Below are 24,806 nucleotides of genomic sequence, written 5' to 3' on the forward strand. Positions count from 1 at the left end.
TATCAAATAAAAAAGAAAAGAACATGAGAGAAAGATTAAAATAAAATGAGAATTTCAATATCACTGACAATTATTATTGATTTTTTTCAGCTAACTTTATTATGTTTTGAATAAACGGTGCTTTTGCCTTTGTATATGAAACACGATCAAAAGCATATGTAATAGCAAGCATCTCTTTTAATTCTCTATATTCTTTACGTGCCCATTCATGGCTTATTAGAAAGTCACGAAATAAAATATTGTTCCTCCATTCGTCACTATTATAAATATAAACATGCAAATGATGAGTACCTGCTCTCCATTTTCCCTTTCTAAAAAAACGCCAATTGGTTGCATCTTTTGGAACATACTCATATCCAATTTCCGATAGAACTTCAATCCACTTTTCAGTTATTTGCAATTCTGTTACGCCAATCATCATATCAATAAGAGGTTTAGCTCCTAATCCTTCTACTGCTGTGCTCCCTATATGTTCAACAGCGATTATTTCTTGTCCTAACAAGGAACAGAATTTCTCTTTTTCTTTTATATACTCTTCAACCCAGTCTTTTTGATACGGTTTAATAACAATTTGTTGATCCATTGTATCCACCTCTTTATAAGTATTTATCATTATATTTATAAAATTTCATATTATTAGCATAGGATTTCCATAAAATATGTCGAATAGTGGAATGTACAACTTAATTATATTAAATGTGAGGTAAGCTATGAAAGATAATTCCGTCGAAATTCAGTTAAATAGTGTAACATTCCAATTAAAAGAATATCATAATTTTGATTGGCTTATTAAATTAGGTACCGTATTTGCAGTTTTTGACCAGCAAGACTCAGGTAATATAAGTTTTGGTGTAGAAAAAGATGGTCACAAGAAATTTATCAAATACGCAGGAGCACAAACAATTGCATATGAAGGAACAACGGGTGATGCTATTAAAAGGCTAAAAAATTCAGTTACTATTTATGAAGATTTAAAGCATGAATCGCTCATAAAATTAATTGATCATTTTCCAGTTCAATCTGGATATGTATTAATTTTCGATTGGTTTGATGGTGAATGTCTTCATTCGCATTGGCGCTTCCCACCTCCTGAGAAATATGAAAATCCAAACTCTCCATTTTATAAATTTAGACATTTATCTACTATAGAACGAGTTCATTCCTTACATTCCATTTTTTCTTTCCATACTTATGTAGAAAAGAAAAATTATGTAGCGATAGATTTTTATGACGGTAGTATTTTATATAATTTTAATACAAACGAAACAAAAATTTGTGATATAGATTTATACAGTAAGAAACCTTACATAAATAAAATGGGCCGGCTATGGGGTTCCTCCCGTTTTATGTCACCAGAGGAATTTGAACTAAACGCAATAATTGATGAAAGAACAAATGTATTTAATATGGGAGCAATGGCTTTCTCACTTTTAGGCGATGAAAAAGATCGTTCTTTTATAAAATGGGAAGCAAGTAAGGAATTATATGCGGTAGCGTATCGTGCTGTAAATGACAATCGAGCAGAACGGTATGCATCAGTTACAGAATTCTACGAAGCGTGGTTAAAAGCGTCTAATGCAGAAAAGATATAACCCTAAATTATTAAAAGAAATATAGAGTTTATACTATTATCATGTATATCAAGAATGATTTTATGAGCATTTCATATTAGTGTGTTCTAATTGATTATGGCTATTATTAAGGAAGACATATCAGCGATAATTTATGTCTATTTTGTATGAGTGTTAGCAAGTTCGTTTGCAAACTTGCTAACACTTTTTTGTTTAAATATTTCACAACCAAAAGGTGCATACATATGATGATCAACATATAAACCGACTTTCTTAGCACCTAATTTACATAATTCATCGATAAAAGCCTGTGTACCTGCTCGCATATCATCCATTGTTTTCACTTCTACATCAGCCACCCAAACTGTTGCACTCTTGTCACCACAGTTCCAGAAATCACGGGCTTCTACGCGTGCATCATTTTCAGAAACGACAGAATGCATAGTTACCAAAAGAAATCACATGCTGCTTCATAGCTTGTACATAATCTTTATACGATACCTCTGCACCACTTGTATGTAAAACTGATATATCATTAATTAATAGATGATAATGCATTACACCTTTTATTTCTACATCTTTTTCAAGCTCTTTTATGCTACCCGTAACACGTATAACGTGTTTTGTAGTTTCCATACTTCCATCACTTTTCTAATTAACGACCTGTCCACATATCTTGCACAATTCCATTTTTAAATAATTCATATGGGAAATAACAATATCCTTTATCTCCCCAGTCTTCTCCCCAACTGTTGCGAATAATAACCGTTTGCTTATCATCGTCATATCCAACAGCACAAACAGCATGTCCCGCTGGTTGACCATCTTCAACAATTACATCATCTGTTCCTGATACTGGAACTATACCAGTCTTTTTCACTTCTTCTGACATAAAAGATTTTGGTACAGCAAATCCAAGTACAGCAACTAATCCATGAGCAAGTGCAGCCTTTAATCCCGATAAATCTTGAATACGATGGTAGGTTCCAATTTTATAAAGTGCAGCATCTGATTCAGCCTTTGGTGATGGCTTATCTCTAAAATTCTCGGTATAAGGAAAATCCTCTTCAGGGCATACCCCAATATTTTTAAGAACCCCCATACCATCACGAACATTCGCTCCACTATCTTCCTGAATATGTCCTTCTATTTCTCGTTCATGATAATATAAAAACAAACGAGATAAGCAAGTAAATGGACGACCTGATTGTAATAATAGATATTCTCGTAACCCTGAAACAATTGCATTTGCCGTACAAGAACCTATATTCCATTGATTTACTATACCTGACATTTTAGGACGAAGATCGACTTGCGTTGGCAAATCCGCCTCATTACTAAACAAGTAACTCCGAAACATTTTGTCTCTTAAATCAACAGGGTCTTTTCTTACATTAAGGTACTTTACAATATCTTTGTTACTGGTAAAACTGAAATTTGATTCATTTGAACTCATTGTAAAAATCCATCCTTTCTTAATATCTAGATAATTCATTTCTTCTCTATACTTAACTTAAAAATTAAAAATATACCTATTTAATTTTTATTTCATTTGCATTCAATACATCCGCATGTTTAATTATTTATCTTTTTACTTATCAATTTCTATTTTCAATTTATCTCACAACTACTTGAACTCTATATCTTTTTTTCTTTCTTGTTTGATTCAATTGCTTTTTCCACTCACGTAATTAGTCTTGTAGTGCCCTCATATTTTCCTATCTCCCCCTTCCAAAATAAAAAGGACACCAATTCATTAAAACAACTTGAATTGCTGCTTTAATGAATTGGTGTCCTCTAGTTTTCTAGCCGGACTATATTTATTTCATTATACTTGTCTGTATAAAAAGATTCCTCCAACCTTTATCTATTCTGTCTTTCTCATATTTTTGTATAACCTTTGTCCGACGAGCAATTGCTTTTTTTAGTTTCTTTTTCTTTAAATTATCCAATCCTCTCACTCCTTCTTATAAAACAGTTTTTTCCATTTTAGGCGTTTTTATTAATTTAATACCTTCTTACATTCAAAAAGCGGCTCAAATGTGAATTGTACCTATATAATTTCAAAAGGATTATTTTATTAGATTTTCAATCAAACTTCATTTCAAAATTCTCAGTTTCAGATGAACCACTAGACGCATACACCATATACTAATTTAAATGCTTCCTAGGAAAGAAGGTGAAAGCTATGCCATCTATTGTCGGAAATATGGTTGTGCAAAATAGTAACGGTTCTTTCAACTTAGGTGATTTTTATAACGTTTCTCCAAAAGAAAATACAAAAGCTTATAATGGTTCAGGTTCATCTAACGTTGCTTTTGTTCTCAATACATTTAACGGTGTTAGTGCAACAAACACATTTGATTCTGATGTTGCAGACCAAAACCAAGTTGGAACAGTCTAAATTTATTCATTTCCCTCTAACTCCTGAATAAAACCCAATATTCCGTTAATAATGTATATACAGTTTCTGATTTCCCTTCATACCCGAAGGCTGAGTAGCTAGTTTTTACTAGCTGCTCTTTTTATGTTTCACACGAATAAAATTCTATATTTCACCGATACTATATAGGACTGTAAAAAGTCAGCTTTAAATTCTTCCCACTCTAGCTCTCTTGGTCGAGGGTTGAGCAGTTAGCTCTTGCTAGCTGCTCTTTTATTTGGTTACTGCTTCTGTTTCTTAAAGAGATTCTTTAACTATATTTCACTAATAAGGACAAATTCTTTAATCCGTCTCGAATAAAATAAATAATTTGGCATATAATATCTATGCATCTAGATTATTACCTCTGTATGGAGCAGTTAGGCTGGGCTAACCGCTCTTTTATTGAATAAATTTCCAAAAAGTGTTAACAATATAAGTACACCAAGGTTGAATACGAATGACCATTTCGTTCTTCTTATTCACCAGGATAGTTAGCTTTTGCTAGCTGTCTTTTTTTAGTTTATCCGAATAAAATTTTTAATTATGTCCGATACTATAAATGGGCTGATACAGCTTGAATTCACATTGACATCTGTAATGTTCTTTTTCCTTTCTCTGAGGACTGAGCGGTTAACCTTCGTTAACTGCTCTTTTGTATTGAGTTGATAATAAATTTTAGGTCGTATTTCTCTTCTATACCATATACTTTTTAAGTATCCAACTCAAAGTGTTACCTCCTATCTGAAAGGGCACTGATGCATGGTGCTCTTTTTTTAGTTTCTTTATTTCTACAAAATGAAATTTTTATAACATTTTTCAGTTCAAATATCCTTTCCATCAATGTACGAACAATATTACTTCTTCTTTAAGCATCTTTATGAACAAAATTTATAACCTTTACTCCACTTGGATTTATATTAAAAGTAATAGTTTCTATGCCATTCGGAGGGTTATGAGCTCCTATATAAGTTTTATATTGAACTGTAACAATAAAATTAAAGTTTTCTTCTGGGAAACGTTCAATTTTTATAATTTTTGTGTCCGTCAAACTATACTGATGATCTGGTCCAAGCTTCCTTCTGATAACTTGACTTGCATATGGTGCTAATAAAGTATTATAAGAATCATAAAACTCTTGATTATCAATATTAAACGCTTTGGTATCTAACGGATTTAAAAATAAAACTACCATAGTAATTCCCAAAAACAAACTAACCACTTTTCTTTTCAACATATACTCATCCTTAATTCATTTAGATATCCGTTAAGCTCCCCAGCATAAGAGATGACTATTCTTCATCCTTATCTAACTTCTTTTTATTCAAATAACGTTTTTGTTAAAATTTTACTTAAACCTTATTCATTCATGGTATAATCTGGATTATTTATTTTTCCAAGAAAGGCTAAAGTAATGAGAAAATAATTCGGTTTCATTTCAAATTTGTTAACTATTATCGTATTTTTTACCTTTTATAGTGATAGTAATTTAATTTATTTAATATTTGTATCACTGGTTTTAATTATTTTCGCTCCAAAAGGTACATCAAAAAAAGTCGTTATAACTAGTATAATAATTTCGTGTATTTTTTACCCTCTCATATTCGGCCTGCTTTTTATAATTGGTTGAGGATTAGCAGAATCAAAACTAAACTAATCCCTTTTTCTCAAATAACGATTTTGTTAAGTTATACCCCATCCATTTTTCACACGTCTTTCCGCTAAACACATTTGTCTAGAAAACCCTATATTATTAAAAATGGTTATCGACTCTCAACTTGAAATTTTTCACTTTTGATAATGCAACCACCTACAACGGAAATATACCTTTTTCAAAGGAGGCATCTAATGTATATATCAAATAGGATTGGCTTATTTAGTTGGATTGCAACTTGCCTATACTTTTTAATTGAACCTTTCTTTATTTTCACTTCTACAGCATCTTATAACTATTTGCATCATGCAATGAGTGATCTAGGTGTAACAACCTGTGGAGAATTCACCTACGAAATAGCTCCTTATGAAATATGCTCCCCTAATCACTTTTGGATGAATTTACTCTTTATTCTTAATGGAATAACATTTTGTATTGGAGTACTATATATTTCACAACATCTAGAAAAAACAAAAATTAATAAAATAGCAACATTTTTTATAATTATAATAGGAGTTTCCACTATAGTCTCAGGATTAATTCCTGCAGATGTAAACCTAATTGGACATTCTATTCTAGTTTGGATAGGTATGCTTACTGTATTTCCAGGACTATTTATTTTTGCAAAGAATCTTAAAAAAACTAGAAAATGGACATATTTCTGCTTACTAAACTTAATAGTAATAACAATCATTATCTCACTTGTTTTTCTTTTCCCCTTACCTGCAGGTCTACTACAAAGACTTTTTTACTTGGTTCTTTTCGTTTGGGGAACTGTATCAACCTACAAATTAATAAAATAAAGATTTCATTAAAACTTTTCACCTTTTAACTGGACAAGCATATAGTATTGTATGGAGATATCCACTCATAGAAATCTACCTTTCTTGTCCAAGAGCATGCTTATATGCGAGCTCTTTTTGATTGCATTTAAAGATTTCACATTCATTAGAAATGTACATACAATAATCATGATCATCTCATTATTAATCTTTTAGTATCCTTCTCGATACACATCTTGGTCATGGAGCATCTTAAAAAGCGCTCTTTATATTTGTTAATAAATAACCATTTTGTTCAAACATACACACGGTATATATTAGTTAAGCATATATTTACATAGACAAGACATAACTTTTTTAAACATGCACAATTTTTGTGCATGTTTTTTTATTTAACAAAATAACTATTTTATTATGTTTCCTAACTTACAGTAATGTCCTTAAAAAACATTCATATATATTTATCAGATGCACTTTTAAATTCCAGAGTATCAAATACTTTTAAAAGTTAACTGACCAACAATATTCAACTTCTCTTTAAAAATAACTTAGATACAAAAAAGCTACGTTTTATATAGGATAAAAAATTATCTTACGCAAAGGAGCTTGATTATTTGTGAATTACCAAAATGATAATAACCCTAACATTCACAAACCTTGCACTTGTCCATCCCCCACGGCTAACAGTTTAAATGTTGTTCAAACTACCCCATCAATAGTCTCTGTAAATTCTGCGATTCCACTAGATACCGTGGTAAATTCTAATGGTACGGCAATCTCATTCACACCACCAACAACTGTTTTACTTGAAGGTGGAAGAACCTATTTGGCAATCTATGAAGTGCAAGTTATCATTCAACCAGGAGGTAATTCGGCAGGTATCACTATGTATTTGAATAATAATCCAATCATTGGCTCTGGTACTTCTCTGGGATATACTGCAGGATTCACTTCTGTATCAGCACCCGCTATTTTCACTACACCTTTAGGTATAACAAGTACTCTTACTGTTAATGTAGGACCATATTCTAATACATTAAATACATTGGGCTTAACTCTTGCTGTTGTAGCATTAACATAATAAAATGTAAAACTCTCTAAAATGATTTTATTTATCCCTTAACTGTCTATTGGGCTAGCCTCTAAGAACTCCACATAACTACATATAGAAAAAGAACATTATTTGGTTCCATAGTACTAGGTGACTCGGCTAGCACAATTGCTGAGTCACCTATTTATCTATAATAAAATAAAGTTTTTGTTTAATTTATTACTTGTTCTTTTTAATGCATTATTCTATTACAATCCATTTTCATGTTATAATTACCAACAGTACATATTTTAATAGGCACAACAAATTCCTATTATTTCTAAATGGATTAACAAATAAAAATACGTGTAGAAGAATCCAGAGTTTTACTGAATTTTTTTATGGATCTTTCAAAATCTTTTAAATCTTCCTTCATTCCTTCTTTTTAATAAACTTCAAATTTTATTACAATAACGCTTTTTTAAAATACAATCGCTTGCCTATAAACTTTGTAACCTTCATTTTCTTTCCTATGATTACAACATCCTCCTAACAACCAAGTATTGATTATATATCCCATATGAACACCTCTATTTTATTGGCATATACTTTGAAGGAAAAAACATTTCACATTAAACATATACCTACAAACTCAGTTGCTAATAATTTACCAAAAATTACTTAATATTCAATTTTTAAAAGGAGGTATTTATGAGATATAATCGAAAATCAAATTCCAAAAATCCGTGTGATAAATTTCAGCAACCCTGCTTTATTTCTATATCCGCTTGTGATCAAAGTAATTGCTGTACACCTGTTTTTTTCTCGAATTCTCAACAACAAGAATTATTACAAATAATAAATCAATTAAATCAAGCCATCCTTTCTTTTTTCACAACACCAAATCCAACAACTATACAAATACTCCAATCAGCATTACAGGCATTAAATGATTTATTAATAACAGTACAACCAAATACACCAAATAGAAATTTAGTTATAAGAACTATAAATCAATTAATTAATTCCTTACCTACCGCATCCCTCACTCAAATCTCAGCATTATTCCAATTTCTATTCCAAAGCTTGTCTTCACTTATAAGTTGTTCAAATATATCAGACCCCTTATTACAGCAAACATTCAACTTAATTCTACAAGGAATCTTAAATAGTTCGCTATTAAGCAACACCGGAACACCGGGGCCGACTGGAGCCACTGGACCTAGAGGATTTCCTGGACCTAGAGGCGCTCAGGGTTCTCAAGGTGTGCAAGGAATTCAGGGGCCGGAAGGACCAGAAGGACCGGAAGGACCTCAAGGTGTACCAGGGATTCAGGGACCAGAAGGGCCTCAAGGGCCTCAAGGACCTCAAGGTGTAGAAGGAATTCAGGGGCCGGAAGGACCAGAAGGACCTCAAGGACCTCAAGGCGTACAAGGAATTCAAGGACCACCAGGACCACCGGGACCTACTGGTTCAGGGACCGGAATGGGAATTCCCGGACCACCGGGACCCACTGGACCTCAAGGTGTACAAGGAATTCAAGGACCTGAAGGGCCGGAAGGATCCACTGGACCTCAGGGTGTGCCAGGTATTCAAGGGCCGGAAGGACCACCGGGAACCACTGGACCTCAAGGTGTGTCAGGTATTCAAGGGCCGGAAGGACCACCAGGAGCCACTGGACCTCAAGGGGTGCAAGGAATCCAAGGGCCGGAAGGACCACCGGGACCTACTGGAGATTGTGATTGTCCACCGGGACCTACTGGACCGACCGGACCTACTGGGCCAACCGGACCTGCATGTAATTTCCTAGTATATGCTACAAATGCAGGACTCATAGATGACCCTACAAATGATACAGTATCTGTAATTAACACCGGAACAAATATAGTAGTTGATACAATTACTGTAGGTAATGCACCACTTGAAGTAACCGTTTCACCAAATGGAGCTCGTGCCTATGTTACTAATATTTTTTCTAATACCGTTTCCGTTATTGATACTGCTACGAATACTGTTATCGCTACCATTCCTGTTGGAACTAATCCAATAGGTGTAGCTGTTTCTCCAAATAACACAACTGTTTATGTTGGAAATCATGGTAATAATACGGTTTCTGTCATTAATGCGGCAACAAACACAGTTATTAATACTATTCCTGTTGGCATCGCTCCACAAGGGATTACTGTTTCCCCAAATGGTGCCTTTGCATATGTTGCAAACGAATTAAGCAACACAATTTCTGTCATTAATACTGCTACCAACACAGTTATTGCTACCATCCCTGTTGGTATTCGTCCTAGAATAATCGTGTTTACACTAGATGGTACTCGTGCGTATGTCACGAATCAAAACAGCAATACGGTTTCTGTTATTAACACCGCTACCAATGCAGTTATTAATACAATTAACGTAGGTACCGAACCTGTTGGCATAGATATTACACCGGGTGGAAACCTTATTTACGTTGTAAATAAAGTTAGCAATAATGTATCGGTAATAAATGTGGCGACAAATACTGTGATTGATACAATTTCTGTTGGTTTATCCCCTGATCAAGTAACCATCATACCTGATGGCACTCGAGCATATGTTACAAATCAAGCTAGTAATACTGTTTCCGTTATTGATATTGCTACGAATACTGTTATCACTAATGTCCCAGTAGGTGTCGCTCCAACCGGAATAGCTACTGGAACTATTTGTGAATAAAATAAAGAAGTGAAAGCCACAGATAGTTTTTATTAAAATTGATAGTATGTGATATTCTTTCTTTAACTACGTTCAAACAACCAGGATAAACCTCTATATTCTGTTAATATTCTTTTCTGTTTTGTCTTACAGAACCTGCAGAGCAGCTAGCTGTTGTTAGCTGCTCTCTTTCTATAAAACCCAAATCACATACCAATTAATTTACTAACATTGAATTTTTTAGAATTTAATAATAATATTTACCTATAAAACCATTACCCTTATACAAAGAGCTATGAGCCTTTCCACTCATAACTCTTTTTTTTACGATTTTCACTTCACATCTACGCGATTTTGACTAGCTTCTCGACTAAATCCGTCTGGGTATCTTTCTAAAAATAATCATTTTATCTTTTCAGTAAACTTAGTATCTACACAATCAACCTTACCCTTTATCTAAACCGCAACTTGCTCAACAAATCCGCTCATTGGTGGATTGACTACTGTTACATTTTCGTCCTAAACTATTAAAAGTTTGTTGCTACTAACATCAATTTCTACTTTTTTCATATGTCCATCTACCTTTTACTACCACATGTACTCAACAACATCAGTTTTACAAGCCACTTCCCAAATAAACTCTTACTGGAATTACTACACGACCTAGCTCGTCCACTTTTCTTGAAACACCTGTTTTTTCATACCTTACTTTCCTTTAGTATTTTTATATTTATTTAGAATCTCATGCAAACGTTTCTTATTACCAATCAGTTCTGCTTATCAATATTTAGATTTAATTAATTGCAATAAATCAGGTGGGGGGTTATGCAGAAATGCTTTCAGGGAAAAGTTTTATAAAGAAATAAAAAATGCAGCAGTGAAAAAAATTAAAACTCGTAATTTAAGACATCCACACGCAACTATACTATTGAAACAAGGAGTTAATCCTAAAATTATCAGTGAGAGATTAGGTCATACAGACATTTCATTAACTCTTAGGATTTATTCTCATGTTTTACCGAACATGCAGGAAGAAGGAGTAAAAAATTTTGGTAAAAATATCTTTGGATAGCTAACGTTTGTAGAATGTTTGCATTTTATAACAAAAAGCCAAACTAATCTTGTATTAACAAGGTTTATTCACCTTAACATATGTTATTATGTATAATACATATGTTAAGTAAATTCAGAATAACGAGGCAAATATTATGGACTTTGTTTATATTAATCAAAACGTATTAAATAATCTTCTATACATTTTATGTAGTATATTTGTTTTTTATTTCATATATGATAGCCGGCACTATTTAAAGAAATATAAAATACTACTGATTACCCTTTGTTCTAGTATCCCGCTTATTTTATGTATGCGATACCCTATCTATATGGATGAAAGTTGTATTCATGATTTAAGACAAATTCCGGTCATAATAGGTACGCTTTATGGTGGATTCCCTGTCGGTATCATATTGTTTACAATTTTATTAATTACGAGATTTTTATTTTATGGCTTTAACATGCTGACAGTTGTTGTTTACGGAATAATGTTCATCGTTACAGCACTCGCATCTTCAAAATTTAATACATATAATAGAAAACTTAAAGTAGCTTTTTCCATGTTTTTAACCTTTTTCCTAGCAATATTTACAACTTTAATTGTATTAACCTTATCAGATTTTGAAGTGAATAATTTGTATATTATTTATTTCATGGTATTACCGACTACTTTAATGTTATTTATTGTTTATATAAATGAAGTTATTAAAGATGCTGTATTAATGCGCTCAAAATTAATTAAAATGGAAAAAATGGAGATTGTTAGCCAACTCGCTGCAAGTATATCGCACGAAGTAAGGAATCCCTTAACGGTGGTAAAAGGATTTACACAGCTTTTAAAAACACAAAATTTAACTCCTGAATCAAGAGACGAATATATTAAACATATACTTGAAGAGTTAAATCGTGCCCAAGAAATTATCGATGATTACTTAACGTTTGCCAAACCTGCTCCAGAAAAATTAGATCAAATTTCAGTAAAACAAGAGTTAAATCGAGTTATTAATATGATATTGCCATTGTGTAATATGAATACGATACATATTACACAGGATTTTTCTGAGGCAACCATTGTTGGTAATAAACAGCACTTTCAACAATGTTTTTTAAACTTAATCAAAAACAGTATTGAAGCAATGCCTAATGGTGGTACCTTAAATATTTCCTCATCTATCAATAATAGTAAAGTTGAAATACGAATTGAAGATAGCGGAGTTGGAATGTCACAGGAGCAAATACATCGATTCGGTGAACCGTATTTTAGTACAAAAACAAAAGGAACTGGTTTAGGTACAATGGTTGCTGTTAAGATCATTGAGACGATGCATGGAAGTTTAAAAATCAGAAGTATCGTTAGTAAAGGAACGACTTTAACGATTACGTTCCCGAAATATAGTAAGAATACGCATTAAAACAAATAAAAAAGGAGCATAGTCGCTCCTTTTTTATTTGTTTCGATACATAAGTATCTTCAATGTTTTTTTAGTTTACATTTGTGAAGACTAATTAAAAATTAGTATCCTCCGCCCCAGCAGCTGCATCCTACAATTATTAATAGAATGAATAACACAACTAATAAAGCGAAACCTCCACCAAAACCACAAGAACCACCGTAACTCATATTTTCTCCTCCTTTTGGTTTGAAAACTAATAGGTAGTTGATCATTTTAACTGGTTCGTATTATACATTATGTGTATATCCCTTTTTTGAGCATGTCTACATAAAAATAAGTAAAAGCACTCGTTTAAAGAGTGCTTTAAAATGGATACCAAAAGTTTTGAAATACGTTTAATTTTAAATATACCGCAACAATAAATATGAAAATACCGGCAAATAAAGCGATGAAATCTTCACGTTTCGCCTTACTTGTATAAAACCATGTACGTTTATCCTTCTTTCCAAATCCTCTTAAATCCATTGCATTTGAAACCGTATCTATTCTTTCTAGAGAATGAATGATTAGTGGCCAGAAAATTAAAACACGGTTCTTCATACGAACCCATAAACTTGCTTCTCCTTTTTCAAAAGCCACTCCTCTCGCTTCTTGCGCGTGTTTAATAATTTTATACTCAGACTGGATGTCAGGAATATAACGTAGTGCAATATTTATTGCATAAGTAATCTTATAATGAATACCAAGTTTACTTAAGTTACTTACAAATTCACTTGGATCTGTCGTGTAAATAAAAAGAAGTGTAAATGGTAATAACGTAAAATACTTTAATGAAAGTGTAGCTGCATAAAATAATGTTTCATATGTAATCGTTGCATATCCAACATGTAAAAACGCGGTATATGATTCAGTTAATTCAGATCCATGAGTTGGTGTAATAAATAAAATCATGACAGAGTTTAATAAACTAAATGTAAATATGACACTAAAAACAATTAAAATTTTACGAAATGGAATTTTAGCAACGCTGAGTCCGATACACCCAATAATAAATAATATTAGCAACACCCGAAAATCAAAAAACAAAAAAGTAAGCGTCATACAAAAAATAAATAAAAACAATTTCACTACCCCATCCATACGATGAAAATATGTACTATGCACCTTCCTCCCTCCTATTACTGTCTAAATAAAGCTCCATAAATTTTTCTGGACATGCAATCCCACTAAATTTAACAAGCTTGGTTAAAGAACTCTCTCTTAAGTTGGCTCTTTGTAACGTTTCTTGATCGCCTAATACATCAAACACTGTATTATCCGCAATAATTTTCCCTTCATGTAGAACTACTGCACGGTCTGTATATTCTAACGCGAGATTCATATCGTGAGTGATAAAAACAAATGAAATTCCCTTTTTAGCCAAGTTTTTAATAAACGACATAAATTGTTTATAATGATAATAATCTTGTCCCGCTGTCGGTTCATCTAATATGATAAGCTTAGGATTTGTTGTTAATACAGATGCGATTGTTAATCTCTTTTTTTGCCCATAGCTTAGTGCTTGAATTGGCCAATTACGAAATGGATATAAACCACAAATTTTTAAAGTTCCTTCTACTCTATTCTTAATTTCTTCCTTAGAAAAATTATGTAATGTTAATGTAAATGAAACTTCTTCAAAAACAGTAGGCTGTGTAATCATATGATTTGGATTTTGCATCACGTAAGATATGATTTCCCCACGTTTACGAATAGACCAAGAACTAATATCTTCACCTTTTAACAAGATCTTCCCATTTTTCATTTTATTTATGCCTATAAGACTATGAGCTAATGTTGATTTCCCTGCTCCATTATGTCCTAACAGTGCCACAATTTCTCCTTCATATATTGAAAGGTTTACATTTTCTAATACTTTTTGTTTATTAGAGTATGAAAATGATAAATTCTCCACTTTAAGTAATTCCTTGTTTTTAGTATTCCCTTTTAATATGACTTGTTTCTCCATCCACTCTTTTATAACATTGCTTACCTTTTCTTTTTGAAGGTTTTCCATTGGATATATTACGTCATTATTACTATCAAAATGTAATCTCTTTAATGCTTCGATGTAAATAGGCTCTCTTAAGCCGATACGTGGTAATATATTTGACGCTAAGATTTCTTTTGGTGTTCCTATCGCAATGACTTTACCTTCATCAATTAATATAACTTTGTCTAAATCCAGGTTTAAAATTTCTTCTATTCTATGTTCGATAATAACAATCGTTTTATTATATTGTTCATGTATATCTTTCATAAGTTTTATCGTATGTAAGGCGCTTAGTGGATCTAAATTAGCTAACGGTTCATCGAACAATAATATATCCGCATTTGTTGTTAATAAACCCGCTAGAGAAACTGTTTGCTTTTGACCTCCTGATAATTCATGTGGACTTTGTTTATGAAACGTATGCATCTTCACCTTTCTTAATGAGTCCGAAACAATCTTTTTCATGTCATCTTGCTTTACACATTCATTTTCTAAATAAAAAGCTACATCTTCTTCTACTGTCAGACCAATAAATTGAGCATCTTGATTTTGCAAAATTGTTCCTACCTGTTTACTTTGTTCAAAAATACTTCCTTCCCTCGGATCTTTACCGGCAATTAAAACGTTACCTGTACTATTCCCTTCGTAAGAAAATGGGATTAGCCCATTTATACAATGAGCTAATGTCGACTTTCCTGAGCCACTTCGTCCAGCAATTAGCACTTTTTCCCCAGGGTATATATGAAAGGTAATATCACTTAAAGTAGGCTGCACAGCATGCCCATATTGAAAGGTGAATTGTTCAAACGAAATAATTGGTTGCATGTTAACATCCCTACTTTTCAATTTTTAAATGTGTATGTTTCTTATTGGATTTCGCCAAACCAATTGTAAGTGGCAATCCAAGTACTAAGAAAACGATGACATCGGAAATTGTTGCTCCTAATACTTGTATAACAATTTTGTCAAATGGTTCTCCCATCACAATAATATCGAATGCCCCAGCAAATATAATAGCAATGACAATACCAACTAGCCCAGTAATTGCTAAATAAGAAATATCCCCCTTGTTAAATGACCCGTTTTTCACACTAAAACCAACTCTTTTTTGAATAAGCCCCATTGAAAAACCAATAATACCTGAACTAATAACCCAGCCCCACCAAATACCCCAGCCAGCAATCGTATCTGTTACGGTATGACCGATAAGTCCGATTAACAGTCCTGCCACTGGACCAAATAATGCTCCAAAAACAGTTAATATAGCTAATGCTGGTTTAATAAATGTATTCGGTGCAATAGAAAATCCCCAAAGTCCTAATATCCCGTATAATGCTGCTCCAATACCGATTGCTACTACTAACTTTGTTGATAATTTGTTCATGACAATTCCCCTCTCATATTAGTCAACTTTTATTACTCTATATTTAATTTAAAAATGAATTATGCATCGACACTCCCTTTCTATACAACAAAAAAATGACCTCTTACATAAGAGGTCATTTTCTTTCACGTTCAAGAATCCTCTTATCTTTCAAAAAACACATCGTGTCCTCTGCGGAATTAGCACCTTCCTATAAAATTGCATAGGGGTTGCTGAGGTTTCTTAGGGCCGTTCCCTCCACCTCTCTGGATAAGTATTAATTTGTAATTCGTATTATGGCACTAAAGAATGTAAATTTCAACACTTTTCTTACTATTTTTATTTTTTTGTTAAATATATCGTTTAAATCATTGTATTCTTATCGGAATTATGAAATAATAAATTCAAAATCGTTTCGGGAGGAATGCATTATGAAAGTTATTGGTTTGATTGGAGGATTAAGTTGGGAATCTACATCATTATACTATAAACATATTAATACACTTACACTCTCTCAATACGATCAAAATGCAAAGTTAGTTTTATATAGTATGGACTTTGGTGAAGTAACTACTTTATTACAAAATCATCAATATGAAGAAGTGAAAAATGAACTAGTTACAGTTGCAAAGAAAGTTGAAAAATCTGGGGCTGAATGTTTATTAATGTGTTCAAATACCGTACATCTATTTGCCGAGGAAGTAGAACAAGCAATATCTATCCCGCTTCTTCACATTGGTGATGTAAGTGCTAAAGAAATAGTAGAACAGAGTATAAAACGTATCGGACTATTAGGAACAAAACAAACGATGGAGCAAGATTTCTATAAATCACGATTAGCGAAATATAACATTGAGACAATTATCCCAAATGAAGAGGAAAGAACCTTTATCCACCATGTCATATTAGATGAATTAAGTAGAGGGATCATTTCAGAAACATCTAAAGAAAAGTTATTACAAATTACAAAATCATTAATTCAAAACGGCGCTGAAGGTATATTATTAGGCTGTACTGAAATACCTTTACTTATCTCCCAAAATGATCTTACTGTTCCCGTTTTTGATACTGCTTTTTTACACGCAAATACTGCTGTGCAATTTGCTGGATAAGAATATACAAGCATAAAGGTGAGAACCTCTATGCTTGTATACAGTTACGACTATTTATCCCGCTATTTATGGGTAGTAAAATCCCTACCGATTAAAGTTTTACTTTATTTAAAAGAGATTCAATAACTGCAATTGCTTCTTTTGAACCACCACATTCTAAAAAGCTATCATTAAGTTTTCTTATACCATGTTTATACTTTTCATTTGAAAGAACATCTGTTACGGCCTCTTTTAAAGTGTGCACATTAACATGTTCTTTCAATAGTCTATGTGCCGCTTCAAGCTCAGTTAATCTTTGCGCTATCATTGGCTGGTCTTTATCATGCGGTATTATTACAAATGGGACATTATAATGAATGGCATCGTGTACGCTATTCATACCGCCATGTGTAATAAAAACATCTGCTTCATTTAATATTTCTGATTGAGGTACGTATGGAGCAATTATAAAATTATCTGGTGCTTTCTTAATTTTAGAAATATCATTTCTATCACCAATTGCCATTACAACTATCCCATCAAAATCTGAAAAAGTATCAATACAAGTATTAAAGAATGGTTCGAGTCCTTCAAGCAGTGTTCCCATTGAAATATAAATAACTTTCTTTTCTTTAAGTGATTCCAGTGGAAACTTTATATTTGTTTTACGCTTTGAAATACTCGGTCCAATAAAAATGTTATTTTCTCCGAACGATTCGTTATTAGGTTGGAAATAGCGACTTGTGTATACGAGACAAACATCACCCTTATTATTCATAAATTGAAGATTATTCTTTGGTTTTACTCCAAATTTATGTTCCATCTGATTTAGTAATTTTCCAGAGATTTCCTCTGGTTGGAATGGCATATCTGCATTTGGATGAAAAGGTAATGTCTTCAAAAATTCTGGCGGAATTAAAAATATAGGTGAGGACACTACACCTGGAACTTGTAAATACTCCTTTACTAACTCTCCTGCGCCAAATATATCATAAATTACGAAATCAAAATTTATACTTTCACATAATTGTTTCGTAATTTCTAATATATATAAAGAAGTTTGAACATGCACATGAAAGAAAGCATTTAACCCAGATGAGGTTTCAGCATCAATAGAAATCTCTTTTAATAGATCCGGATGAATATGTACAGTAGCTCCTAAATCTTCAATTCTATCCTTAAAGTTTGCCGTTGTAATATAATGTACGTTATCCCCTCGTTTAGTAAAAGCTTTTACTAAATTTAATGTAGGGTTTACATGTCCCTCTGCTGGAAAATTAACCACTAAAATATTTAGCACTTATTCCTCACTCCTTACATTTCATTGTTTTAATTAAGCATACTGTTATTTGTACAAGTAATCTTCCCCTAATAGTCCTAATATGCTTGCTACATTATATTGATAAATAATTTTCAGTCATCAACATAAAAAAAGCATCTACCTATGTAGATGCCTAACCGTGATAAGGAGTGTTCTGTGAGGTTAGAACAAGCTTTTCTGCTTGTCCTATGCTATTAATATATGATTGATTTTATAAAACGTGAATAGTTAATAGAATTATTTTATCCATTTTATATGATCAAATGGATAAAATACCATTTCTACTTTACCTATTATATTTGACTCATCAATAAGTCCAAGTGTATTCCTACTATCTTTACTATGATTACGATTATCACCTAACACAAATAATTTATGCGTAGGAACTTTTATTTCTCTAAAATTTGAAAAACGATTGGATACTTGTGACATATCTAAATGTATATACGACTCATCACGCTTTTTACCGTTAATAAATACCTCATTCTTTTTTAGTTGTATATTATCCCCCGATAATCCAATAATTCGTTTCACATAGTAAGTAGGCTCGTCTTCTTTTTTTATAATGACAACATCTCCATGATGAAAAGACGATAAACAGACATTTACCTTATTAACAAGTATATAATCTTTTTCATTCAAAGTAGGTTGCATCGAAATTCCTTCTACCATACAAAATAAAAAGGACTTATTAATAAAAATAACCCCTATTATAATTAATATGTAGCTACATATGTTCCTCCAATATTTTAGAATAAACAGCTTCATATATACCTCATTTCTAATCTATCCCCAGATAAAAACGCCTCTAGTTTACAGACATGCTAGAGACGTTTCGTACATTTTAATTCTCTTTAGAGGCATCTGTTTTTGGCGCTTCACCAGTTAACCGCTTATTTTTCAAATCAAAATAAGCATCTAAAACTTCTTTTCCAATATCGGAGTTAATGCCCGATTTATCATTTTCAACCCACGGTACTACAACAGAAAATGCTACTTCTGGATCATCATATGGCGCATATCCAGCTAATGTTAAGTTATAACATTCTCTACGATCGCCTTTCGCATTTCGCCCAATTGCATTTTCTCCACCATATACAGTTTGTGCGGTCCCTGTTTTACCAGCTGGTTTATATGGTGCTTTTTGGAACGCTCTTACTCCTGTTCCATCTCCTTCTTGAAATACTTTTCTAAATCCTTCTTTTACTTGATTAATATATTCTTGTTTCATATCGATTCTATTTAAAACAACGGGTTCTATTGATTGTACTACTTTACCAACCTCATCTTTTTGAACGGTTTGTTCTCTAATCTCTTGAACAATTTGTGGTTTCATTCGATATCCTCCATTTGCGATAGTCGAAATATATTGTGCAAGCTGAAGTGGTGTATACGTATCATATTGCCCAATAGAATAATCTAATAAGAAACCAGGCTGATTATCTTTTTTTCCAATTTGCCCTGCAGTTTCATTTGGTAAATCAATACCAGTTTGTACACCTAGTCCAAATTGCCTGAAATAATACCTCATTTTATCAAAATATTCTTGTTTAATATCTAGTGAACTATTTTTTACATAATCCACGCCAGCAATTTTTAATGCTATATTAAACATATAAACGTTTGAAGAAACTTGTAAAGCTCTTAGATCGTCTATATCACCAAAATTTTTCCAAGACTTCTTTTCCTTAGTTCCTTTAAACTTCATAGGTGCATCATAAAAATGTGTTCCAGGAGTTATTGCATTTGTTTCAAACCCTGTTAACACTGTCGCACCTTTAACCGTTGATCCAAGCTCATATGAACTTGTCAGCGTGCCTAAAGCATAATCTTCTACTTCCATTTTCCCGTCTTTTTCTACAAGCCTTTTCCCAGCCATTGATAATACTTGGCCATTTTTAGGATTCATCATCACTACGAAAGCACGGTCTAACATTGATTCTGATCCTTTATATTGTTTTAATATTTTTTCTATGCTCTCCTCTACTTTTTTTTGCAATTCCATATCTATTGTTAAAGTTAAATTTTTACCGCTTTTTCCTTCCGAAACCGTTTCCGTTCTAATAGTATTTCCTTGTTTATCAGCAATGCTTCTTACTTCTTTTTTTGTACCATGAAGTACATCTTCGTATTGCTGTTCGATATAACTTTTGCCGACCCTATCATTTCGGCTATAATCACGCACTAAATAATAATCTAATCGTTCACGTGGCAATCCTTCATCAGCATTTGAAACGTTACCAAGGACAGAACGGAATAATCCATCATTTACATAGATTCTCTCCCAATCAACTGATGCGTCTACTCCTGGAAGGTTCGCTAAATTTTCACTAATCACCGCATATTCCTGTTCACTAACGTCCTTTTTAATAATTTGAGGTGCCATTTGAAAACCTGAGGTCATTTTACTTTTAATAGCTAACACTTCTATATCTTTAGCCGTTAGTTCTTGAAGATTTTTATCTGTAACGCGTTTCCTTTTTAAATCTTCTATTTTTTTGTCTAGCTCTTTTCCGGTAATATCCTTATCTCGGAACTTATCTATTTCTTTTTTTGATACTAAGTCTTGAGCCAGTTCTGGATTCAATTGCATCCAAAAGTCTTTCTTATCAGTCTCAGTTAACTTATCTATATCTTCTTGTGGCATTTCAATAATATCTGCAAGTTGTCTTGCTGATTTTAATATTTCTTCTTGTTTTACCCCTTTCACCTTTGTATATGTAATCGTACGTAAAGACTTATTATCAACTACTGGATTTCCTTCACGATCAAATATTTTCCCACGTGGTACAGAAAGGCCCACGGTTGCATTTTCTCTCTTCTCTAATTCATTTTTATATGTTTCTCCATCAAAAATTTGCACTTTCCCTAACTGAATAATAATGCCAGAGAATAATAAAAATACACAAAGGAATAAAATATTTAACCGGAGAGGTACTACTCTACCACTTTTCTTCTCTTGCTTTTTCACCTTGTCATAATCTCCTCCTTACAATATTTCAAATAATAATCACATTTCTATATTAAAAGTAATGTACAATTTCTATACATTGCTTTGTACAAATATTAATATAATGTTTAAAACTTAATAGAAATTAAAACAAAGGTAAAGAAAAGGTAAAGTTTACTAAATTAAATATAAAAAATACCCAATAACAAAAAGCTTAGTTTTCACTAATCGCTTTGTTATTGGGTATTAATTGATTTAAGAATTACTACTAGTGCGTATTGCTATACATTTGTCGTCACAATTAGAAAGAGATTGTTTACTTAGTACTTTCGGTAAGTAAATAGTTACTGTTGTCCCGACACCAACCTCGCTCATGATACTAATTGTCCCTTGATGACTTTCAATAATTTTATAACTTAACATTAATCCAATACCAGTCCCTTTTTCTTTCGTACTATAAAAAGGTTCACCTAATCTCTTAATTCTTTCTTCAGGTATTCCTATTCCTTCATCTATTACATGAATGATGACACCATCATCATTTATTTCTTTTATGTGAATTGAAATTTCCCCACCATTTGGCATAGCTTCGATTGAATTTTGCAAAATATTAATAAATACTTGTTTCAATTGATTTTCTGAGCATTCAATAATTATATCTTTGTCATCCGTAAATAATTCAACTTGAATATTTGTCATAATTGCTTTTGTATTCATTAACGATACGACATTTTTAAAAATTTGATAAATATTTTTCTTTTCTGTATTTATCTCATCTGTTTTAGCAATTGCCAGAAATTCTTGCAGGATCGCTTCTATCCTTTCAATTTCAGAGAGCATAAGATCAAAATATTTTTCTTGATCTTCTTTATTAATTTGAAATAACTGTATAAAACCTTTAATTACAGTTAAAGGATTTCTTACTTCATGAGCCACGCCAGCTGCTAATTGACCAATTGCTGCAAGCGTATCTGATTTATTTAGCAATTCTTCTGTCTTTTTTCGCTCTGTAATGTCGCGTACAATAATCATAATTTTATCATGTAATAATGGTAAGCACCTAGCCTCAAAGAAATCAATACTTCCATTAAGTGTGAGTGGATATTCTACAATTACATTCGTTCCTTTTTCCTTCACTTGATTAATGGCTTCCTGAAACTGCTGTGCTACTGAAGATGGTAATACTTCGTAAAACTTTTTTCCCATAAAAGCTTCTGCGGGTACGTAAAACTTTGTAGGAGATCCTGCCTTGTAATCTATAATTGTGCCATCATCTTCTGTTAAGAAACATAAATCTGGTAAAGCTTTAAAAATTAATTCCAGTTCAGATGTTTGTTGTTTTAACTGCTCTTCTATCGCTTTTAAATGTGTAATATCTACACCAACAGCCCAATAACTATATCCTGTTACAGGAAACTGTTCTGATATATTCGACCACATTATTGTTTTGATTTCACCATTTTTACATGTTAAGTGCATTTCCCAATCTCTGAAATTTTTTCCACAAGTTAAAAATTTCTTTTGTATTTGATGGCGATAATTATAATCAGGATACAATAATTGCAGTGCATTTGGATTTCCAATTATTTCTTCAGCGGTATAACCTGTTACAATTTCACATTCTCGATTCCACAAAACAAAATCTCCATTATAATCAAGCGCATCGACCATAACAGGCATGTTTTGTAAAATCGTATGTAGTTCCTCCTCTTTCCGAGAAAGCAACGTTGTACTTTTACTTTGAAATACTTTTATTGGGCCATCTAAAATTAAACTTGAGAGCATTTCAAAGTATTTTTGACAACTGAAAATTTCACTTTTTTTGGACCATACAACAAAAGATCCTAAATGTTGATTGTATAAGAAAATGGGGATTTCAATCTTTGGAAGTTTACTCTTTTTTATCTCATTCATTCCGAATGAAAAAACACATTCTTTTTCAGCATCAAGAAGTTGATGTGATATATTAGTTAATTTATAAAATTGTTCTGCCATGGTTTCTATTGTACTCACATCAATAAGTTCCATTAGCCGCGAATTCATTCCTTTTTCACCTCAATATGTAAAATTAATACAAATCTAAAATTCATACTTCTCCATTATACGAAGAAAGCTAGTGTAGGTATATAGCTGTAGAATAATTATTCGAACAAATTTTATTTTTCAATTAAAATAAGAAAAGAATATATATACTGAATATACCTTTAATTAGTATATATTTCGTTGATTCCTCACTTATTGTCTAGTAACTTAAATTCCTCCTTACATTCACTGAATTTTCACTTGAGAGTCATACACGTTACTAATAGCGGTATAAACATGCAATAAGTATAAAGTTCATAAAATATTCACAATTTTTATGAAAAATATAAACATTTATTCCAATATATTCTATATAATAAAATGTAATAAGGCTTCTATGAATCTCATAGAATACCTTACCCCTAATAAAAAAGAAAAAAGAATCCATTTGGATTCTTTTTTCTTTTTTAATTACATTACATATTTATATAAAGCATGTGCCACACCATGTTCTTCATTTGATAACGTTTCGTATTTACACATTGCTTTTATTTCTTCTACTGCATTCCCCATTGCAATTGATATGTTCGCTTTTTCCATCATAGAAACATCGTTTAGCCCATCACCTATCGCTACAGTGTTTTCAACCGGAATATTAAGATGTTCTGCTAAAGTATATAATCCATTCCCTTTTTGAGCATCTCGATGATTAATCTCTAAATTGTGCCAATATGAAGATGTAATTGCTAAATCTGTATTATGAAGAAATGTTTCTTTGAGTTTTTTTAATTTCTCAATTTCATAAGAAAATGGTAATAGTTTATGCACATGTATATCTGTTTCTACAATTGGTTTACAACTTTCCGCACTATGAAACGCTGTATGCTCAAGATATAATGCTGCGATTGTTTCTAACTCTTTCAAGTCGAAATTTTCTTTTGAATTCTTCACATGCTCAATTTCATTACGTACACTCTCTACTCCATAATCCGGTACATACACACCTTTATCAGTATAGAGCTGATAATATAAACCATTCTCTTCAAGATATTCTACAATTTCAAGTGCCTGCATATTTTGAATTGGATATCTCTTCATCATTTTTTTATCTTTATATATAAGAGCACCATTTTCCGCAATGATTGGACACTCTAAATCAACTTCTAACAATAATCGCTCAATGTCAACAATTGAACGTCCTGTACAAATTGCTACAACATGGCCAGCTTCTTGACATGTTCGAATTGCTTCTGCATTTTCTTTACTTATCATTTTATTCCCCGAAAGAAGAGTTCCATCTAAATCAATTGCGATTAATTTCATTATTTCTTCACCACTTTCTATAAATACACGAGTTCTAATTAATTATTAGGTATCGTTTTCATACAATCCTCGTGAGGTACTTCTTATTTATAATTTATGAAAAGCGT

At 32.2% G+C, this 24,806-nt stretch carries 20 protein-coding genes, 3 pseudogenes and 1 riboswitch; of the genes and pseudogenes, 8 read left to right on the top strand and 15 right to left on the bottom strand.

Going from position 1 to position 24,806, the window contains the following annotated elements:
* Positions 1-73: 73 nt before the first annotated feature.
* Positions 74-583, bottom strand: a complete 510-nt coding sequence (locus ES895_RS21870; RefSeq protein ID WP_000372690.1) for a GrpB family protein — start codon at positions 581-583, stop codon at positions 74-76.
* A 127-nt stretch (positions 584-710) separates the two neighbouring features.
* On the opposite strand from ES895_RS21870, the gene ES895_RS21875 reads away from it, so the two are divergent.
* Entirely contained in the window at positions 711-1,592 is an 882-nt protein-coding gene (locus tag ES895_RS21875; RefSeq protein WP_000654548.1) for a protein kinase family protein, read from the top strand.
* A 206-nt stretch (positions 1,593-1,798) separates the two neighbouring features.
* Here the strand turns inward: ES895_RS21875 and ES895_RS29825 are convergent.
* The 3 genes and pseudogenes from ES895_RS29825 to ES895_RS21895 form a co-directional block, all read right to left on the bottom strand.
* Positions 1,799-2,066: pseudogene (locus ES895_RS29825) on the bottom strand (glycoside hydrolase family 25 domain-containing protein); the annotation flags it as partial.
* Between the two features lie 160 nt (positions 2,067-2,226).
* The gene (locus ES895_RS21890) at positions 2,227-3,027 is read right to left on the bottom strand and encodes a C1 family peptidase (protein ID WP_000097509.1); all 801 of its coding nucleotides are present in this window, start codon (positions 3,025-3,027) and stop codon (positions 2,227-2,229) included.
* A 364-nt stretch (positions 3,028-3,391) separates the two neighbouring features.
* Entirely contained in the window at positions 3,392-3,523 is a 132-nt protein-coding gene (locus ES895_RS21895) for a DUF3983 domain-containing protein (RefSeq protein WP_135238639.1), read from the bottom strand.
* A gap of 236 nt (positions 3,524-3,759) precedes the next feature.
* Here ES895_RS21895 and ES895_RS21900 point away from each other — a divergent pair, with 236 nt between their 5' ends.
* A complete protein-coding gene (locus ES895_RS21900; RefSeq protein ID WP_001139345.1) occupies positions 3,760-3,975 on the top strand; it encodes a spore germination protein in 216 nt (71 codons plus the stop codon).
* 886 nt (positions 3,976-4,861) lie between these two features.
* On the opposite strand, the gene ES895_RS21905 is transcribed toward ES895_RS21900, so the two are convergent.
* Positions 4,862-5,230: a DUF3888 domain-containing protein gene (locus ES895_RS21905; RefSeq protein WP_000919725.1), complete on the bottom strand. Its 369-nt coding sequence runs from the start codon at positions 5,228-5,230 to the stop codon at positions 4,862-4,864.
* Positions 5,231-5,841: 611 nt separating this feature from the next.
* Here ES895_RS21905 and ES895_RS21915 point away from each other — a divergent pair.
* From ES895_RS21915 to ES895_RS21925, 3 genes are all read left to right on the top strand, one after another.
* A complete protein-coding gene (locus tag ES895_RS21915) occupies positions 5,842-6,450 on the top strand; it encodes a DUF998 domain-containing protein (RefSeq protein WP_000275962.1) in 609 nt (202 codons plus the stop codon).
* A 595-nt stretch (positions 6,451-7,045) separates the two neighbouring features.
* On the top strand, positions 7,046-7,510 hold the full coding sequence (locus ES895_RS21920; protein ID WP_001109240.1) for a hypothetical protein: 465 nt from the start codon (positions 7,046-7,048) through the stop codon (positions 7,508-7,510).
* Between the two features lie 660 nt (positions 7,511-8,170).
* Complete coding sequence (locus tag ES895_RS21925) at positions 8,171-10,168, top strand: YVTN family beta-propeller repeat protein (protein WP_135238640.1); 1,998 nt, start codon at positions 8,171-8,173, stop codon at positions 10,166-10,168.
* Positions 10,169-10,603: 435 nt separating this feature from the next.
* On the opposite strand, the pseudogene ES895_RS21930 reads toward ES895_RS21925, so the two are convergent.
* Positions 10,604-10,717 (bottom strand): annotated as a pseudogene (locus ES895_RS21930) (DUF3954 domain-containing protein).
* 196 nt (positions 10,718-10,913) lie between these two features.
* Here ES895_RS21930 and ES895_RS21935 point away from each other — a divergent pair.
* A pseudogene (locus tag ES895_RS21935) lies at positions 10,914-11,219 on the top strand (tyrosine-type recombinase/integrase); the annotation flags it as partial.
* A 136-nt stretch (positions 11,220-11,355) separates the two neighbouring features.
* On the top strand, positions 11,356-12,615 hold the full coding sequence (locus ES895_RS21940; protein WP_048567660.1) for a LytS/YhcK type 5TM receptor domain-containing protein: 1,260 nt from the start codon (positions 11,356-11,358) through the stop codon (positions 12,613-12,615).
* 101 nt (positions 12,616-12,716) lie between these two features.
* Here ES895_RS21940 and ES895_RS21945 read toward each other — a convergent pair whose 3' ends face one another.
* From ES895_RS21945 to ES895_RS21960, 4 genes are all read right to left on the bottom strand, one after another.
* Complete coding sequence (locus ES895_RS21945) at positions 12,717-12,824, bottom strand: YjcZ family sporulation protein (protein ID WP_000120182.1); 108 nt, start codon at positions 12,822-12,824, stop codon at positions 12,717-12,719.
* A 136-nt stretch (positions 12,825-12,960) separates the two neighbouring features.
* Positions 12,961-13,761, bottom strand: a complete 801-nt coding sequence (locus ES895_RS21950) for an energy-coupling factor transporter transmembrane component T family protein (protein ID WP_098202698.1) — start codon at positions 13,759-13,761, stop codon at positions 12,961-12,963.
* Positions 13,754-15,454 (bottom strand): ABC transporter ATP-binding protein, encoded by a 1,701-nt coding sequence (locus tag ES895_RS21955; RefSeq protein ID WP_135238641.1) that lies wholly within the window; start codon positions 15,452-15,454, stop codon positions 13,754-13,756. The genes ES895_RS21950 and ES895_RS21955 overlap by 8 nt, the downstream gene beginning before the upstream one ends.
* Before the next feature lie 10 nt (positions 15,455-15,464).
* Positions 15,465-16,013, bottom strand: a complete 549-nt coding sequence (locus tag ES895_RS21960; protein ID WP_001038210.1) for an ECF-type riboflavin transporter substrate-binding protein — start codon at positions 16,011-16,013, stop codon at positions 15,465-15,467.
* Positions 16,014-16,153: 140 nt separating this feature from the next.
* Positions 16,154-16,269, bottom strand: a riboswitch (SAM riboswitch).
* A 154-nt stretch (positions 16,270-16,423) separates the two neighbouring features.
* Here ES895_RS21960 and ES895_RS21965 point away from each other — a divergent pair.
* Positions 16,424-17,104: an aspartate/glutamate racemase family protein gene (locus ES895_RS21965; protein ID WP_000864392.1), complete on the top strand. Its 681-nt coding sequence runs from the start codon at positions 16,424-16,426 to the stop codon at positions 17,102-17,104.
* A gap of 91 nt (positions 17,105-17,195) precedes the next feature.
* On the opposite strand, the gene ES895_RS21970 is transcribed toward ES895_RS21965, so the two are convergent.
* The 5 genes from ES895_RS21970 to ES895_RS21990 all read right to left on the bottom strand — a co-directional run bounded on the left by ES895_RS21970 (position 17,196) and on the right by ES895_RS21990 (position 24,699).
* Entirely contained in the window at positions 17,196-18,383 is a 1,188-nt protein-coding gene (locus ES895_RS21970; RefSeq protein WP_016110064.1) for a macrolide family glycosyltransferase, read from the bottom strand.
* Positions 18,384-18,641: 258 nt separating this feature from the next.
* Positions 18,642-19,172 carry a signal peptidase I gene (lepB, locus tag ES895_RS21975; protein WP_135238642.1) on the bottom strand — a complete coding sequence of 177 codons (531 nt, stop codon included), beginning with the start codon at positions 19,170-19,172 and terminating at the stop codon, positions 18,642-18,644.
* A 76-nt stretch (positions 19,173-19,248) separates the two neighbouring features.
* Positions 19,249-21,375 (bottom strand): peptidoglycan D,D-transpeptidase FtsI family protein, encoded by a 2,127-nt coding sequence (locus tag ES895_RS21980; protein WP_000743767.1) that lies wholly within the window; start codon positions 21,373-21,375, stop codon positions 19,249-19,251.
* A gap of 234 nt (positions 21,376-21,609) precedes the next feature.
* A complete protein-coding gene (locus ES895_RS21985; RefSeq protein WP_135238643.1) occupies positions 21,610-23,397 on the bottom strand; it encodes a PAS domain-containing sensor histidine kinase in 1,788 nt (595 codons plus the stop codon).
* 450 nt (positions 23,398-23,847) lie between these two features.
* The gene (locus tag ES895_RS21990) at positions 23,848-24,699 is read right to left on the bottom strand and encodes a Cof-type HAD-IIB family hydrolase (RefSeq protein ID WP_000766385.1); all 852 of its coding nucleotides are present in this window, start codon (positions 24,697-24,699) and stop codon (positions 23,848-23,850) included.
* Positions 24,700-24,806 lie beyond the last annotated feature (107 nt).

Source organism: Bacillus sp. 007/AIA-02/001 (assembly GCF_004634455.1).
Classification (GTDB): Bacteria; Bacillota; Bacilli; order Bacillales; family Bacillaceae_G; genus Bacillus_A; species Bacillus_A cereus.